Source organism: Actinomadura parmotrematis (assembly GCF_019458805.1).
Lineage (GTDB): Bacteria > Actinomycetota > Actinomycetes > Streptosporangiales > Streptosporangiaceae > Spirillospora > Spirillospora parmotrematis.
Window position 1 is genome coordinate 88,841 of sequence record NZ_JAIBOA010000024.1, and the last position, 16,181, is coordinate 105,021.

Sequence of the window (16,181 nt, forward strand, 5' to 3'; positions counted from 1 at the left end):
CCCGCGGCACCGCGAACGAGTTGGCCGGATCGCCGTGTCGGCGCGTCGGGCGCCGCCGCCCCCGGCTCCGCCGCGCGGTCCCGCCGCTCCTCCGGTACCGCTACTATGCGCTGCACGTTCACCTGATCACAGCGGAGGGACAGCACGTGGCGGGGAAGGACCGCGAGAAGCAGCTCGCGAGGCAGCGCTATGAACGGCAGCAGCAGCGCCGGGCGGCCGAGCGGGCCAGGGCGCGCCGCATCAAGATCATAGGCGTTGCCGCGGGTGTCGCGGTCATCGCCGCCGGCACCGGCGCGGCCGTCTGGTACACCGGCCGGGACGACAAGAAGGCCGACGCCAAGACGGCGGCCGCCGGGACCTGCTCCTACAAGCCCGCCCAGGAGGCCGGGGCGCCCAAGGGCCTCGGGACGCCGCCCGCCAAGCCGGCCTACACCGCGCCCGTGGCGGCGACCGTCAAGACCAGCCAGGGCGACATCGGCCTGCAGCTGTACGGCGACAAGGCCCCCTGCGCCACCAACTCCTTCGCGTTCCTGGCGGCCAAGGGCTTCTGGAAGAACAGCCACTGCCACCGGCTGTCCACCAGCGAGGGCCTGAAGATGCTGCAGTGCGGCGACCCGACCGGCACCGGCAGCGGCGGCCCCGGCTACCAGTTCGGCAACGAGAACACCGCCGGCGCCACCTACAAGGCGGGCACGCTCGCCATGGCCAACGCCGGGGCGGGCACGAACGGCAGCCAGTTCTTCCTCGTGTACGGGGACTCCCAGCTGTCGCCCGACTACACGGTGCTCGGAAAGATCACCTCGGGCCTCGACACGCTCCAGGCCGTCGCCAAGGCCGGCATCGCCAAGGCCGGCCAGGACGGGACGGGCGAGCCGAAGAAGAAGGTCACGATCCAGGACGTCACGATCGCCGGGAAATAGGCGAACGGGATACTAAGGTGTGGAGGGTCCGGCGGGTTCGACCGCGGCCGGACCCGCGATTCAGGAGGCAAGGGTGTCCAGCGCGACCGATCCCTGGGGCCGGGTGGACGAAGACGGCACCGTCTACGTGAAGACGTCGGACGGCGAGCGCGTCGTGGGTTCCTGGCAGGCCGGCGCACCGGAGGAGGCACTGGCCTACTTCAAGCGCAAGTACGACACGCTCGTCACCGAGATCGGCCTGCTGGAGCAGCGGATCAAGACCACCGACCTGCAGCCCCAGCAGGCGCAGCAGAGCGTGCAGCGGCTGCGCGAGCAGGTCGACGACGCGCACGCCGTCGGCGACCTGGCGGCGCTGGCCCGGCGCCTGGACGCCCTCACCGAGCAGGTGGGCCGCCGCCGCGAGGAGGTCAAGGCCCGCCGCGAGCACGCCCGGAGCGAGGCGCGCGAGGTCAAGGAGCGGATCGTCGCCGAGGCCGAGCGGATCGCCGCCGAGGAGACGCACTGGAAGAACGGCGGGGAGCGGCTCCGCCAGCTCGTGGAGGAGTGGAAGGCCGCCGAGCGCGTCGACCGCCCCACCGAGACGGCCCTGTGGAAGCGGCTGTCGGCCGCCCGCAACGCCTTCACCAAGCGCCGCAAGGTCTACTTCGCCACGCTGGACGACCAGCGCGAGGAGGCCCGCCGCGACAAGGAGCGCCTGGTCGCCGAGGCCGAGGCGATGGCGGGGTCGACCGACTGGGGCGACACCGCCGCCGCCTACCGCGACCTCATGCGCCGCTGGAAGCTCGCCGGGCGCGCCTCCCGCGAGGCCGAGGACGAGCTGTGGGCGCGGTTCAAGGGCGCACAGGACACCTTCTTCGCGGCCCGCGGCGCGGCGTTCGCCGAGCGCGACGCCGAGTTCGCCGGCAACGCCGCCGAGAAGGAGAAGATCCTCGTCGAGGCCGAGAAGCTGCTGCCCGTCACCGACGTGCGCCAGGCCCGGCAGGCGCTCCGCACCGTCCAGGAGCGCTGGGAGGCGGCGGGCATGGTCCCGCGCGACCAGCGCGACCGGCTGGAGGGCCGCCTCCGCAAGATCGAGGAGGCGGTGCGCGGCGCCGAGGAGCAGGAGTGGCGGCGCACCAACCCCGAGGCGCGGGCCCGCGCCGAGGCGACGGTGAACCAGCTCCGGTCCTCGATCGAGCAGCTCGCCGCGCGGCTGGACAAGGCGCGCGCGGCCGGGCGCGACAAGGACGTCAAGGACGCCGAGGAGGCCCTGGCGGCCCGCCGCGCGTGGCTGGAGGAGGCCGAGCGCACCCTGGCGGAGTTCTCCTGAGCCGGTCCCGCCCGCCGCGCCGGTCCCCGGCCCCGCGGGCGGGGGCCGGGGGTCATCCGGCGGCGCGGCCGAGGAAGGCGAGCATCCTGGTCTGCTCGTCGGCGCCGCGCGGCGGGGGCAGCGCCGGGCCGAGCGTCCCGGCGGCGCGCATCCCCGCGGCCGTCATCTGCGCGGTGGCGAACGCGTGGTGGACGAGGTCGGGATCCAGGCGGGCCGGCCGGCCGGCGGCCCGCGCCAGGTCCCAGGTGTGCACCAGGGGCTCCAGCAGGTAGCCCTCCAGGAAGATCCCGAGCGGGACGTCGCCGAGGCCGCCCGCGGGCACCGGGCGCTCCAGCGCGTCCGCGGTGAGGGCCGCGTCGGTCTCCTTGCGGGCGGTCCGCCAGGCCATCAGCACGTCCCCCGCGCAGAACCGCGCCGGGTCCGTGCCGATGTCGGGGGGCGGCGCGCCGGTGGCGAGGGCGCGCACCAGGGCCTGGCCGCCGATGACGTGGCCGGCGACGTCGCGCGCGGTCCAGCCGGCGCACGGCGACGCCGCGTCCCAGCCGTCCCGGGCGACCCCGCCGACCACGTCCTCGAACCGATCCAGAGCCCGCCGGTAGCCGCTGAGTTCCTGAGCCATGGCGCCCAGTGACCCGCGTCCCGGCGAGCCTGTCAAGCGCTATCGCGAAGATCGTCCGGACCGCTCCGCCAGCATCCCCTCCATCAGGGCGACCTCCGCGCGCTGCCCGGCGACGATGCTGCGCGCGAGCCGCCGCACCGCCTCGTCCGAGGTGCGGGCGAGCACCGCCTCGGCCATGGCGACGCCCGCCCGGTGATGGGTGATCATCAGTTGCAGGTAGCGGCGCTCGGCGTCGCGGCCGGACGCGGCGCCGAGCGCCGCCAGCTGCGCGTCGGTCGCCATGCCCGGCATGGTGCGGACGCCCGTGCCCGCGGTGTGCCCGGAGTGGCCCTCCATCCACCGCATCGGCCCGGCGGGGTCGGTGTGCGGCGCCTTCCAGGCGTCGAGCCAGGCCGTCATCATGCCGATCTGGGCCTGCTGGGTGGTGATGACGTCGAACGCCAGCCGGCGGACCGCCGCGTCGCCGGTCCGGTCCCGGACGGTGAACGACATCCGCACCGCCTGCGCGTGGTGGGCGCTCATGTCGCGGGCGAACCCGGCCTCGGGGCCGTCGGCGGCGGGGCCCCCGCCGAGCCGGGGCAGCAGCAGCCACGCCGCCCCGGCCACGGCGACCAGGACCGCGAGGACGACGGTGAGCCGCCTGCCGCGAGCCCGGGACGGGGTCACGGGGTGTCCTTGCCGCCCGTGCAGGCGGCGCCCGGCTCGGGCGTCTGGGGGCCCTTGACGAAGGCGCGCAGGAACGCGTCGACGCGCGGGTCGGACGCCGAGCCGACCTTCACCTGCCTGCCCCACGCCGACAGCACGACCGGGGAGTCCAGGCCCGGGTAGGGGCTCATCAGCGAGTAGTCGGTGGCGCGCACCTTGGCCGCCAGCGCCTCCCGCTGGTCGGCGGCGAGATCGGGCCGGTAGGTGATCCACACCGCGCCGTGCTCCAGCGCGTGGACGGCGTTCTCGTTGCGCAGGGCCTGCCCGTAGACGCGGGCGTCGCAGTTCTGCCAGGTCGGGTCGTGCGAGCCGCCCATCGGCGGGCTGTCGTACTTCACCGCGGCCGTGGTGTGGTCGCGGCCGAGGCCGTCCTTGGTGATCAGGCCCTCGATGCCGTCGCCGGCGGAGGAGCGGGACTGCAGGAAGGCGAAGGTGATCGCGACGGCGGCGACCAGGCCGATCGCGGTGAAGAAGACGATGCCGCCCCAGGGCGTCTGCCGCTGGGTGAGGACGTTCTTCTGGGGGCTCCGGGCGCCGTTCTTCCGGGGGGCGCCGCCCTTCTTGGGGGCGCCGGACGTGCTGTTGCGGGCGCGGTTGCGCGCGCTTTTGGACATGGGGGATCCCTCGGGGAGTGCTCGTGGAAACGGGTCGGCGGCATGGCGACGGGGTCGGCCTCACGGCCGGGCCGTCACAGCCTGAGCACCTGGAGGGAGGACAGGTCGGGACGCGGGGGCGCCGGGGGAGGCGGCAGCGCCAGCGTCCAGCCCGTGCGCGCGGGAAAGCGGGCGCCCGCGCGCCCCGGCCGGCAGGCGAGCGCCAGCACCAGCAGGGTGAGCAGGATCGCGAGACCGAGGCAGGAGTCGCCCGGGGAGAGCGGCGGGTGCGGGTCCGGGGCGCTCAGCGCGGGCCCGGCGGCGGCCGGGCCGCCGCCGACGATCACGTCGGCGTCCCCGCCGTGCGCCAGGTGCGCGGCGCAGACCTTCGGCGGCGCCCCGTGCTCCAGCCCGTACCCGGCGAGGAGCCCGGCCACGGCGAACAGCGCCACGAGCAGGACGGCCGGCCCGCGGCGTCGCATGCGCGCGGTCGCGGTGCCCACGAGCCTCCCCGGATCGACGTTTCGCGCCGAATGAACGCTTCGGTCCGAGGATAGGTTCCCGGCGGAACCGGCGGGACCGGCGGGGCACCGCGGCCGGATAGTGTCGGAGCGTGAGCAGCAGGGGCGAAGCGGGACAGGCCGAGAGCCTGTTCGACGATCCGGTGGGCGAGCCGCGCCCGGAGAGCGCGGCGGGGCCCGCCGCGCCGTCCGCGACCCCGTCGGCCGCCCCGGCGCCCGCCGAGCAGCCCCTCGCGGTGCGGATGCGGCCGCGCAGCCTGGACGAGGTCGTCGGCCAGGGCCACCTGCTCGGGCCCGGCACCCCGATCCGCCAGCTCGTGGAGCGCGACGCGCCCATGTCGCTGCTGCTGTGGGGCCCGCCCGGCACCGGCAAGACCACCCTCGCCACCGTCGTCAGCCAGGTCACCGCGCGGCGCTTCGTCGAGGTCTCGGCGGTCTCCGACGGCGTCAAGCGCGTCCGCGCCGAGATCGACCTCGCCCGCCGCGAGCTCGGCATGAGCGGCCGCCAGACCGTCCTGTTCGTCGACGAGGTGCACCGCTTCAACAAGGCCCAGCAGGACGCGCTGCTGCCCGCCGTGGAGAACCGCTGGGTGTCGTTCATCGGCGCCACCACCGAGAACCCGTTCTTCTCGGTGATCAGCCCGCTGCTGTCGCGGTCGCTGCTGCTCACCCTGGAGCCGCTCGCCGAGGACGACCTGCGCGAGGTGATCCGCCGGGCGCTCGCCGACGAGCGCGGCCTCGGCGGCGCGGTGACGCTGGAGCCGGCCGCCGCGGACCACCTGGTCCGGCTGGCCGGCGGCGACGCCCGCCGCACCCTCACCTACCTGGAGGCCGCCGCGCTGGTGGCCCCCGAGGACGGCGCGATCGACACCGCCGTGCTGGAGCGCGCCGTCGACCGCGCCGCCGTCCGCTACGACCGCGAGGGCGACCAGCACTACGACGTCATCAGCGCCTTCATCAAGAGCATCCGCGGCAGCGACGTGGACGCCGCGCTGCACTACCTCGCCCGCATGATCGAGGCGGGCGAGGACCCGCGGTTCATCGCCCGCCGCCTCGTCGTGCACGCCAGCGAGGACGTCGGCATGGCCGACCCGACCGCGCTGCAGACCGCGGTGGCCGCCGCCCAGGCGGTCGAGCTCGTCGGCCTGCCCGAGGCCCGCATCAACCTCGCCCAGGCCGTCGTCCACCTGTCGCTGGCGCCCAAGTCCAACGCGGTGATCAAGGCGGTGGACGCCGCCATCGGCGACGTCCGCAAGGGCCTCGCCGGACCGGTCCCCGGGCACCTGCGCGACGCGCACTACAAGGGCGCCGCCCGCATCGGGCACGGCGAGGGCTACCAGTACGCCCACGACCACCCCGGCGGCGTCGTCCGCCAGCAGTACGCGCCCGACGCCGTCCACGGCCGCGAGTACTACAAGCCCACCAGGCACGGGGCGGAGGGCCGCTTCACCGAGGTCCTGGCGCGCATCAGATCGGTACTGCGGGGTACGGGCCGCTAGCCTGCTGCCCGTGGCCCCGCTCCGGGCGGGGGTCGCGCCGCGCCTCGGGCGGGCGGCGCCCACGGTAGGGTCTGGCACCAACGCCCGGCCGAGTCGACTCATCGAACGGAAAGCCTGATGCTCACTGGTGGACAGCTCGCGGGTCTCATCGTGGCCGTGTTCTGGGCGATACTCGTCGCGTTCCTCGCCGTCACCCTGCTGAAGCTCGCCCGGCTGCTGAACGAGGCCGGCAAGGTCGTGCGCGACGTCGGCGAGCAGGCCGGGCCGCTGCTGGAGGACATGAACCGCACGGTGCGCCGCGCCAACGAGCAGCTCGGCCGCACCGACGTGATCACCAAGCAGGTCGCCGGCGTCACCTCCAACGTGTCGGCCGTCACCACGGTGATGACCTCGGTGGTCGGCGGGCCCCTCGTCAAGGCCGCCGCGTTCTCCTACGGCGTGCGCAAGGCGCTCGGCGGCAACGGCCCCGGCCGCGGCGAGGCGGGCCGCCCCGAGCTGCCCCGCGGCAACGGCAAGGGCCGCAAGTGAGGCGCGGCGGCGCCGCCCCGGGAGGACGACGATGAAGAGGCTGTTCTGGCTCGGCGTCGGCGCGGGCGCCGGCGTGTACGCCACCCACCGCGTGAAGCGCAAGGTCACCCGCATCGCGCAGCAGCTGTCGCCCGAGGGCGTCGCCATGCGCGCCGTCGCGACCGGGCAGAGCACCGGGCAGCGGTTGAGGTATTTCGCCACCGACGTGCGTACCGCCATGCACGAGCGGGAGGAGGAGCTGCGCGAGGCGATCCGCATGGACCAGGCCCCGCCGGAGCCGGGCGAGCCGCGCCCGCGCGTGCTGCGGGCCCGCTACACCGTCATCGACGACGACAAGGACGGCGACAGATCATGAAGTCGGCAGAGGTCGCGCGCCGCTTCCTCGGCTTCTTCGAGGAGCGCGGGCACCTGGTGACGCCTTCGGCGAGCCTCGTCGCCGAGGATCCCACGCTGCTGCTCGTGCCCGCCGGGATGGTGCCGTTCAAGCCCTACTTCCTCGGCCAGCGGACGCCCCCGGCGCCGCGCATGACGAGCGCGCAGAAGTGCGTGCGCACCCCCGACATCGAGGAGGTCGGCAGGACCGCCCGGCACGCCACCTTCTTCCAGATGCTCGGCAACTTCTCCCTCGGGGACTACTTCAAGGAGGGCGCCGTCACCTACGCCTGGGAGCTGCTGACGCGCCCCCAGGCCGACGGCGGTTTCGGCTTCCCCGAGGACCGCCTCTGGGTGACCGTCTACGAGGACGACGACGAGGCCCGCGACCTCTGGCACGCCCGCGTCGGCGTCCCGCTGGACCGCATCCAGCGCCGCGGCCTCGCCGACAACTACTGGCACATGGGCGTGCCCGGCCCCGGCGGCCCCTGCTCGGAGATCTACTACGACCGCGGGCCGGACCACGGCCGCGAGGGCGGCCCCGTCGCCGACGAGGACCGGTACCTGGAGGTCTGGAACCTCGTCTTCATGCAGGAGCAGCTGAGCGCCGTCCGGTCCAAGACCGACTTCGACGTCGCCGGCGGCCTGCCCGCCAGGAACATCGACACCGGCATGGGCCTGGAGCGGATGGCCGCGATCCTCCAGGGCGTCGGCAACATCTACGAGACCGACACCCTGCGCACCGTCCTGGACCGCGCCGCCGACCTCACCGGCACCGCCTACGGCCGCGAGCGCCGCGCCGACGTGTCGCTCCGCGTCGTCGCCGACCACGTCCGCACCGGCACCATGCTGGTCGCCGACGGCGTCCGCCCCGGCAACGAGGGCCGCGGCTACGTGCTGCGCCGCCTGCTCCGCCGCGCCGTCCGCAACCTGCGGCTGCTCGGCGGCCGGGAGGCCGGCCTCCTGCACGAGCTGACCGGCGCGGCGATCGCGGCGATGGGCGAGCAGTACGGCGACCTCGCCCGCACCGCCGACAGCGTCCACGCCGTGATCGACGCCGAGGAGGAGTCCTTCCTCGCCACGCTGCGCACCGGCACCGCGCTGTTCGACACCGCCGTCGCCGACACCAAGCGCGCGGGCGGCGCCCGCCTCGCCGGCGACCAGGCGTTCCGGCTGCACGACACCTACGGCTTCCCCATCGACCTCACCCTGGAGATGGCCGCCGAGCAGGGCCTCCAGGTCGACGAGGACGGCTTCCGCCGCCTCATGGCCGAGCAGCGCGACCGGGCCAAGGCCGACGCCCGCGAGAAGAAGACCGGCAACCTGGACGTGTCGGTCCTCGACGACCTGCTCGTCGGCGCCGGCGGCACGGTCGACTTCATCGGCTACGACGCCGTCCGCGGCGACGCCCGCGTGGTCGGCCTGCTCGTCGGCGGCGCCGGCGTCCCGGCGGCGGGGGAGGGCGCCGAGGTCGAGGTCGTCCTCGACCGCACCCCCTTCTACGCCGAGGGCGGCGGCCAGCTCGCCGACCAGGGCGCCATCCGCACCGGCTCGGGCGCCGAGATCGCCGTCACCGACGTGCAGGCCCCGCTGCCCGGCCTCATCGTGCACCGCGGCCGCGTCGTCAAGGGCGAGGCGCGCGCCGGCGACACCGCCCACGCCGAGATCGACCTGGCCCGGCGGCGCGCCATCTCCCGCTCGCACACCGCGACCCACATGGTGCACGCCGGGTTCCGGCGGGCGCTCGGCGACTCGGCCGCGCAGGCCGGCTCGGAGAACTCCCCGGGCCGCTTCCGGTTCGACTTCACCGCCGCCGGCGCCGTCCCGGCGAGCGTGCTGCGCGACGTCGAGGACGAGGTCAACGAGGTCCTGGTCGACGACCTGGAGGTGCGGTCCTTCCACACCTCCCTCGACGAGGCCCGCGCCATGGGCGCGCTCGCCCTGTTCGGCGAGAAGTACGGCGACGAGGTCCGCGTCGTCGAGGTCGGCGACTACTCGCGCGAGCTGTGCGGCGGCACCCACGTCGCGAGCTCCGGGCGGCTCGGCCTCGTCAAGGTCCTCGGCGAGTCCTCCATCGGCGCCGGCGTCCGCCGCGTCGAGGCGCTCGTCGGCATCGACGCCTTCCGCTTCCTGGCCCGCGAGAACGTGCTCGTCGCGCAGCTGTCGGAGCAGCTGAAGGCGCGCAAGGAGGAGCTGCCCGAGCGGGTCGCCGGCCTGGTGGCGCGCCTCCGCGACGCCGAGCGCGACCTGGAGCGGCTCCGCTCCCAGCAGGTCCTCGCGGCCGCCGGCTCCCTCGCCGAGGGCGCCCGCGACATCGGCGGCGTCGCCTTCGTCGGGCACCGCGCCCCGGACGGCACCGGCGCCGACGACCTGCGCAGGCTGGCCGCCGACGTGCGGGGCAGGCTCGCCGCGCGGCCCGCCGTCGTTATGATCATCGGGGTCCCCCGGGACCGGCCGGTCGTCGTCATCGCCACGAGCGACGGCGCCCGGGAGCGCGGCCTGACGGCCGGCGCGCTGGTCGGGACCGCCGCCCGCGCCCTCGGCGGGGGCGGCGGCGGCAAGGACGACCTGGCACAGGGCGGAGGCGCGAACGCCGCGGCGGTCGGCGACGCGCTGGCCGCCGTCGAACGAGCGGTAGGGGCCGCGTGACCGAACAGCCCGGACCGGGTGGAGCAGGCGACGTGCAGGAGAGCGCGATGAGACCGGGCGTGCGGCTCGGCGTCGACGTCGGCAGCGTGCGCATCGGCGTCGCCCGCAGCGATCCGCGCGGGGTCCTCGCCTCGCCGCTGGACACCGTCAAGGCCGGCCGCGGCGACGTCGACCGGCTCGTCGAGCTGGTCGCCGAGCACGCGGCCGTCGAAGTGATCGTCGGGCTGCCGACCTCGCTGTCGGGCCAGGAGGGCCCGGCGGCCAGGTCGGCCCGCCGGTTCGCCGGCTGGCTCGCCGCGCGGCTGCCCGCGGGCGCCGTCCGGCTCTACGACGAGCGGCTCACCACGGTGACCGCCGAGAACGGGCTGCGCGCGAGCGGCGTGCACGGCCAGGCGCGGCGCCGCGTCGTGGACCGCGCCGCCGCGACCGTGCTGCTGCAGGCCGCGCTCGACGGCGAGCGCTCGACGGGACGCCCGCCGGGCGAGGTCGTCCGGGTGGACGCATGAACGATCTGAACCTGTTCTCCGAGCCCGACCGCGGCGACGGCCGCCGGCCGTCCGACCCGCACGCGCGGCGCCCGGCCCGCAAGGGCCGCAAGAAGCGCCGCAAGGGCAGCGCCGCGTTCCTGTTCGCGCTCGCCTTCATCGTCGCGGTGTTCGGCACCGCCGGCGTGCTCGGCGCGGCCTGGCTGGACAACCGGATCCACCCGCCGGACTACAAGGGGGCGGGCGCCGGCAGCGTCTCGGTGCAGATCAAGGAGGGCGCGACCGGGTCGAGCATCGCCGCGACCCTCCAGGAGCACGACGTGGTCAAGAGCGTCCGCGCCTTCCTGAAGGTGTACTCCAAGGACGCCAAGGCCGCCGGCATCCAGCCCGGCTTCTACCAGATGCGGCTGCGCATGTCCTCGGCGTCGGCGATGGCGCTGCTGCACGACCCGAAGTCGCGCGCGGGCAGCCAGATCACCATCCCCGAGGGGCGGCGCGCCGCCGAGGTGTTCGCGACGCTGGCCAAGAAGACCGGCATCCCGGTCCGCGACTTCCAGGCCGCGGCCCGCGACACCCGGGGCATCGGCCTGCCGTCCTACGCCAGGGGGCAGGGGGACCGCAAGGTCGAGGGCTACCTGTTCCCCGGCCGCTACGACCTGGACCCGAACGCCACCGCCAAGCAGATCCTCAAGCAGATGGTGGACCGCTTCAAGGACGAGGCGAGGACCGTCGGGCTGGAGGACAAGGCCGGCGACGTGGGCCTGGACCCCGGCGAGGTCGTCGTGCTGGCGAGCCTGCTGCAGGCCGAGGGCGGCACCGAGGAGGACTACCCGAAGATCGCGCGGGTGCTCTACAACCGGTTGAAGATCAAGATGAAGCTGCGGCTGGACACCACCGTGCTCTACGCCCAGAACCGGCGGTCGCTGAACGTCACGACCAGGGACACCGCCGTCTCCTCGCCCTACAGCACCTACCAGGTGCCGGGGCTGCCGGCCGGCGCCATCGACAGCCCCGGCGCCAAGGCGCTGGAGGCCGCGCTGGCACCGGCCCGGGGGAACTGGATCTTCTTCGTGACGACCGACCCGAGCACCGGGTTCACCGAGTACGGCACGACCGACGCCGACTTCACCCGGATGCAGAAGAAGCTGAACGACTGGCTCGCCGCCCACCCGCAGCGCCGGTAGGAAGGGCTCCGTGACGACCACGACGACGCGCGCGGCGGTGCTCGGATCGCCGATCGCGCACTCGCTGTCGCCGGCGCTGCACCGCGCCGCGCACGCGGCGATGGGCCTGGACGGCTGGTCCTACGGGGCGGTCGAGATGGACGAGGAGGGCCTCGCCGGCTTCCTGGACGGCCTGGACGCCTCCTGGGCGGGCCTGTCGCTCACCATGCCGCTGAAGCGCGCGGCGCTGAAGCTCGCCGACACCGTCTCCGACCTCGCCGTCGCGGTCGGCGGCGCCAACACCCTGGTGCGCGGCGGCGGCCGCTGGCACGCCGACAACACCGACGTGCACGGCATCGTCACCGCGCTGGCCGAGGCCGGGCTCGGCGACCCGGGCCGGGCGCTCGTCCTCGGCGGCGGGGCGACCGCCGCATCGGCGTTCGCCGGGCTCGCCGCCCTCGGCGCCCGCGAGGCCGTGCTCGCCGTCCGCAGCCCCGAGCGGGCCGCGGCGTCGGTGGACGCCGGGCGGGCCCTCGGCCTGGACGTGCGGGTCGTCGCCCTGGCGGAGGCGGCCGCCGGCATCACCGCCGACCTGGTGGTGTCCACCTTGCCCGGCACCGCCGCCGACGCGTTCGCCGCGCCGGTCGCCGCGTCGGGCGCGGCGCTGTTCGACGTCGTGTACGCGCCCTGGCCGACGGCGCTCGCCACCGCCGTGCGCGCGCGCGGCGGCACGGTCGTCGGCGGCTTCGAGATGCTGCTGCACCAGGCCGTCCGGCAGGTCGCCCTGATGACCGGCCGCGACGACGTCCCGGTCGCGGCGATGCGCGCGGCGGGAGAGGCCGCGCTCGGGCGCCGGTGACCCCGGCGGGCGAAATGCCCCTCTTCAAAGAAATGCGCTTTTAGCGTTCTCCGTCCCTTATTCCGGTACGCGCCATATTCGGCGGTGGGTATTTCATTTCGGCGCGCGTTTCGGTGGATCAGGTCCCCGGCCCCGGCGCAGAATTGAGCGGGGCGGGCACGCGCATCCCCACGCGGCTGACCAGTGCGTTCGACCCGGCTGTGAGACCTTTGACGACCATGGTCCGCCGGTTTCCGGCGGGCCGCTCACCCAGGGGGATCCATGAAGCGTCCGACGTCCTACCGGCGCCTGCGCTACTGGTTCGACAACACCATGTCGCGGGGCACGCCCGCGCTCGTCGGCTGGCTCGCGCTCGTCTCGCTGACGCTGGTGGTCGTGCTCAGCGCGCTGATGGTGACCGTGGACGGGCGGCGGGCGAGCGTCGGGACGTCCACGCACGAGATCTGGAAGAACACCGTCGAGACCTTCCACCTCGGCGACGCCACCAGCGGCGGGCTCGTCTACCGGGCGCTGGTCGTCGCCCTCGCCCTCGCCGGCCTGTTCTTCGCCAGCGCGCTGATCAGCCTGCTCACCAGCGGCGTCGACCGCAAGATCGCCGAGCTGCGGAAGGGGCGCTCGCTGGTCATCGAGCGCGACCACACGGTGCTCATCGGCTGGTCCGAGCAGATCTTCCCGATGATCTCCGAGCTGGCCGAGGCCAACGCCAGCCGCCGCGGCGGCTGCGTCGCCGTCCTCGCCGACCGCGACCGGGTGGAGATGGAGGAGGAGATCCGCCGGGTGGTCGGGCGGACCGGCCGCACCCGCGTCGTCTGCCGCACCGGCAACCCGATCGACCCGGGCGACCTGGACATCGTCGGCCCGCAGACGGCCCGGTCGGTGGTGGTGCTGAGCCCCGCCGGCGACACCCCCGACGCGCAGGTCATCAAGACGCTGCTCGCCCTGACTAACAGCCCGACCCGCCGCCCCGGCCGGTACCACATCGTCGCCGCGGTGCGCGACGCCCGCAACCGCGCCGCCGCGCAGCTGGCCGGCGGGACCGAGACGGTCCTGGTCGACGCCGACGACATCGCCGCCCGGCTCATCGTGCAGACCTGCCGCCAGTCGGGCCTGTCGGTCGTCTACCAGGACCTGCTGGACTTCGCCGGCGACGAGATCTACATGGCGGCCGAGCCGGCCCTCGCCGGCCGCGCCTTCGGCGAGGCCCTGCACGCCTACCCGGCCTCCTCGGTCATCGGCCTGCACCGCGCGGACGGCCGGATCGAGCTGTGCCCGCCGATGGACGCGGTCGTCGGAGCCGGCGACGAGATCATCGCGATCTCCGCCGACGACGACACCCTGCTCGTCGACCCCTGGGACGGGTTCGTGGCCGAGGAGGCGTTCGAGGCGGTGCCCGAGCGCGCGGCCCGCCCGACCCGGACCCTCATGCTCGGCTGGAACCGGCGGTCGGCCGGCATCGCCCGCCGGCTGGACGGCTACGTCACCGCGGGCTCGGTGCTGGACGTCGTCGCCGACGACCCCGACGCCAAGGCGGGCCTGGACGCCCTGCGCCCCGGGCTGGAGCGCCTGGAGGTGACGTTCGAGCTCGGCGACACCGACGAGCGCGCCCCGCTGGAGGCCCTGGACATCGCCTCCTACGACAACGTGATCGTGCTCTGCTACGACGGGCCCGACGCCCAGTACGCCGACAGCCGGGCGCTCATCACGCTGCTGCACCTCCGCCAGATGCAGGCCGAGACCGGGCGGCGCTACTCGATCGTCAGCGAGATGAGCGACGACCGCAACCGGCGCCTCGCGCAGGTCACCAAGGCCGACGACTTCATCGTCAGCGACAAGCTGCTCAGCCTGCTGATGGTCCAGCTCTCGGAGAACCGGCACCTGGCCGAGGTGTTCGCCGAGCTGTTCGACCCCGCGGGCGCGGAGATCTACCTGCGGCCGGCCACCGACTACGTGCTGCCCGACGTGGAGATCGACTTCCACACCGTGGTCGAGGCCGCCGCCCGCCGGGGCGACATCGCCATCGGCTACCGCGTCGGCGCGCGCACCGCCGAGCCGCCCGCGTTCGGCGTCGTGCTGAACCCCGCCAAGGCGGCTCGCCGCGCGTTCGCCGCCGAGGACCGCGTCATCGTCCTCACCCGTACCAGGGACGCCGGCTGACCGGCCCGTCCGGGAATACCCCGGGCGGCGCCGCGGTTGTGCCGTCCAGCACGTTCCAGGTCCCCGCCCGCAGGATGGTCGGGGACGGTGCGCCCATGAGGTAGACTGGTGCACTGACCGGCCCTGCGCGGACGTCCCGTACGGCCTCGCCGGGCACACAAGCGGAGGCCACCTCCCACCTGACCGGCCGCATCGGCCGGAGGGTCTCGGTCCGGCGCGCGGGCTCCGCCCGTGACGCCGGTTGTCGCGTCGCCCCGTGCGGCCGGCGACCGAAGGTGGCCCCGTATGCGCGTCGTGCGGGGCTTTTCGCGTAAAGGCCCTGGGGTACGACCGGTCCTGGAACCCGCACGGAGAACGGCCCCAAGGAGGTCCCATCAGCGCCGAACCGCGTATCAACGACCGCATTCGCGTGCCCGAGGTCCGGCTCGTCGGCCCGAACGGCGAACAGGTGGGCATCGTGCCCATCGCCAAGGCCCTTGAACTCGCGCGTGAATCGGACCTCGACCTCGTCGAGGTGGCGCCGACCGCGCGCCCGCCCGTCGCCAAGCTCATGGACTACGGCAAGTTCAAGTACGAGTCGGCGATGAAGGCGCGTGAAGCGCGGAAGAACCAGGCGCACACGGTCATCAAGGAGATCAAGCTCCGCCCCAAGATCGACCCGCACGACTACGAGACCAAGAAGGGTCACGTGGTGCGGTTCCTCAAGGCGGGGGACAAGGTCAAGGTCACGATCATGTTCCGTGGCCGCGAGCAGTCCCGCCCGGAGCTCGGCTTCCGCCTCCTGTCGCGGCTGGCCGACGACGTCGAGGAACTCGGCTTCGTGGAGTCCCGCGCCAAGCAGGACGGCCGTAACATGATCATGGTGCTTGGTCCGCACAAGAAGAAGGCCGAAGCCAAGGCCGAGCGCGCCGCCGCCCGCAGCGGCGCCGACACCGACGTCGCCGTCGAGGCGCTGCCGGAGGCCGGCGCCTAAGGCGGCCGGACCACCGGACCGGCGTCGCGCCGGTCCGGTCCGCCCGTGCCCCGGCACGGTCGGGACGCACGTACATTGAGCCTGACCAGGCGCGCGACCACGAACGCGTGGTGCGCGTCCGATCAGGCGTGCCCGCCCGCGCCGCGCGGCCGGGCCCTGGAGTTGAGGAGACGACGGCGACCATGCCGAAGACCAAGACGCACAGCGGTGCCAAGAAGCGGTTCAAGCTGACCGGCTCCGGCAAGGTGATGCGCCGCCGCGCCAACAAGAACCACCTGCTGGAGCACAAGCCCTCCAAGCGCACCCGCCGCCTGGACGGCCCGGCCGTGGTCGCCCCGGCCGACGCCAAGAACATCAAGAAGCTGCTGCGCAAGTAGCCCCCGTCCGGCAACCCGTACGACCTGCCGAGGCCCGGAAGGGCCCGGCCCCCACGAAGGAGTTCATCACGTGGCACGCGTGAAGCGGGCGGTCAACGCCGCCAAGAAGCGTCGGGTCGTCCTGGAGCGGGCGAGCGGCTACCGCGGCCAGCGGTCGCGCCTGTACCGCAAGGCCAAGGAGCAGCAGCTCCACTCCATGACCTACGCCTTCCGGGACCGCAAGGACCGCAAGGGCCAGTTCCGCCGCCTGTGGATCCAGCGCATCAACGCCGCGGCCCGCGCCAACGGCATGACCTACAACCGCCTCATCCAGGGCCTCCGCCTGGCCGAGGTCGAGGTCGACCGCCGCATGCTGGCCGAGCTGGCCGTGAACGAGCCCGCCGCCTTCGCGGCGCTCGTCGAGGTCGCCAAGGCCGCGCTGCCCGCCGAGGGCAGCGAGGCGGCCTGAGCACGCG

General features: G+C 74.4%; 17 protein-coding genes. 13 read left to right on the forward strand and 4 right to left on the reverse strand.

Annotated elements, in window-relative coordinates:
* The first annotated feature begins 146 nt into the window (after positions 1-146).
* Both K1Y72_RS29530 and K1Y72_RS29535 read left to right on the forward strand, forming a co-directional pair.
* The gene (locus K1Y72_RS29530; RefSeq protein WP_220169778.1) at positions 147-920 is read left to right on the forward strand and encodes a peptidylprolyl isomerase; all 774 of its coding nucleotides are present in this window, start codon (positions 147-149) and stop codon (positions 918-920) included.
* A gap of 73 nt (positions 921-993) precedes the next feature.
* A complete protein-coding gene (locus K1Y72_RS29535) occupies positions 994-2,229 on the forward strand; it encodes a DUF349 domain-containing protein (RefSeq protein WP_220169779.1) in 1,236 nt (411 codons plus the stop codon).
* Positions 2,230-2,281: 52 nt separating this feature from the next.
* Here K1Y72_RS29535 and K1Y72_RS29540 read toward each other — a convergent pair whose 3' ends face one another.
* The 4 genes from K1Y72_RS29540 to K1Y72_RS29555 form a co-directional block, all read right to left on the reverse strand.
* Positions 2,282-2,848 (reverse strand): TIGR03086 family metal-binding protein, encoded by a 567-nt coding sequence (locus K1Y72_RS29540; RefSeq protein WP_220169780.1) that lies wholly within the window; start codon positions 2,846-2,848, stop codon positions 2,282-2,284.
* A 39-nt stretch (positions 2,849-2,887) separates the two neighbouring features.
* Positions 2,888-3,514 (reverse strand): DUF305 domain-containing protein, encoded by a 627-nt coding sequence (locus tag K1Y72_RS29545; RefSeq protein WP_308287278.1) that lies wholly within the window; start codon positions 3,512-3,514, stop codon positions 2,888-2,890.
* Positions 3,511-4,167, reverse strand: a complete 657-nt coding sequence (locus tag K1Y72_RS29550; protein ID WP_220169781.1) for a thioredoxin-like domain-containing protein — start codon at positions 4,165-4,167, stop codon at positions 3,511-3,513. Before K1Y72_RS29550 ends, K1Y72_RS29545 begins: the two co-directional genes overlap by 4 nt.
* A 74-nt stretch (positions 4,168-4,241) precedes the next feature.
* Positions 4,242-4,649 carry a hypothetical protein gene (locus tag K1Y72_RS29555; protein ID WP_220169782.1) on the reverse strand — a complete coding sequence of 136 codons (408 nt, stop codon included), beginning with the start codon at positions 4,647-4,649 and terminating at the stop codon, positions 4,242-4,244.
* A gap of 260 nt (positions 4,650-4,909) precedes the next feature.
* On the opposite strand from K1Y72_RS29555, the gene K1Y72_RS29560 reads away from it, so the two are divergent.
* From K1Y72_RS29560 to rplT, 11 genes are all read left to right on the forward strand, one after another.
* Positions 4,910-6,166, forward strand: a complete 1,257-nt coding sequence (locus K1Y72_RS29560; protein ID WP_258574117.1) for a replication-associated recombination protein A — start codon at positions 4,910-4,912, stop codon at positions 6,164-6,166.
* Between the two features lie 117 nt (positions 6,167-6,283).
* Positions 6,284-6,694 (forward strand): DUF948 domain-containing protein, encoded by a 411-nt coding sequence (locus K1Y72_RS29565; RefSeq protein ID WP_220169784.1) that lies wholly within the window; start codon positions 6,284-6,286, stop codon positions 6,692-6,694.
* Between the two features lie 31 nt (positions 6,695-6,725).
* Positions 6,726-7,049 carry a DUF6167 family protein gene (locus tag K1Y72_RS29570; RefSeq protein WP_220169785.1) on the forward strand — a complete coding sequence of 108 codons (324 nt, stop codon included), beginning with the start codon at positions 6,726-6,728 and terminating at the stop codon, positions 7,047-7,049.
* Positions 7,046-9,715, forward strand: coding sequence for an alanine--tRNA ligase (alaS, locus tag K1Y72_RS29575; protein WP_220169786.1), 2,670 nt, complete (start codon positions 7,046-7,048; stop codon positions 9,713-9,715). The genes K1Y72_RS29570 and alaS overlap by 4 nt, the downstream gene beginning before the upstream one ends.
* Positions 9,716-9,762: 47 nt before the next feature.
* Positions 9,763-10,221, forward strand: coding sequence for a Holliday junction resolvase RuvX (ruvX, locus tag K1Y72_RS29580; protein ID WP_220169787.1), 459 nt, complete (start codon positions 9,763-9,765; stop codon positions 10,219-10,221).
* A complete protein-coding gene (gene mltG / locus K1Y72_RS29585) occupies positions 10,218-11,384 on the forward strand; it encodes an endolytic transglycosylase MltG (RefSeq protein WP_220169788.1) in 1,167 nt (388 codons plus the stop codon). Before ruvX ends, mltG begins: the two co-directional genes overlap by 4 nt.
* Before the next feature lie 10 nt (positions 11,385-11,394).
* Positions 11,395-12,222, forward strand: coding sequence for a shikimate dehydrogenase (locus tag K1Y72_RS29590; RefSeq protein ID WP_220169789.1), 828 nt, complete (start codon positions 11,395-11,397; stop codon positions 12,220-12,222).
* 261 nt (positions 12,223-12,483) lie between these two features.
* Positions 12,484-14,376, forward strand: coding sequence for a CASTOR/POLLUX-related putative ion channel (locus K1Y72_RS29595; protein ID WP_220169790.1), 1,893 nt, complete (start codon positions 12,484-12,486; stop codon positions 14,374-14,376).
* A 391-nt stretch (positions 14,377-14,767) separates the two neighbouring features.
* Complete coding sequence (gene infC / locus K1Y72_RS29600) at positions 14,768-15,349, forward strand: translation initiation factor IF-3 (protein ID WP_308287279.1); 582 nt, start codon at positions 14,768-14,770, stop codon at positions 15,347-15,349.
* A 182-nt stretch (positions 15,350-15,531) separates the two neighbouring features.
* Positions 15,532-15,726, forward strand: coding sequence for a 50S ribosomal protein L35 (gene rpmI, locus K1Y72_RS29605; RefSeq protein WP_019634496.1), 195 nt, complete (start codon positions 15,532-15,534; stop codon positions 15,724-15,726).
* A 70-nt stretch (positions 15,727-15,796) separates the two neighbouring features.
* Positions 15,797-16,174: a 50S ribosomal protein L20 gene (rplT, locus tag K1Y72_RS29610; protein WP_220169791.1), complete on the forward strand. Its 378-nt coding sequence runs from the start codon at positions 15,797-15,799 to the stop codon at positions 16,172-16,174.
* The last annotated feature ends 7 nt before the right edge of the window (positions 16,175-16,181 follow it).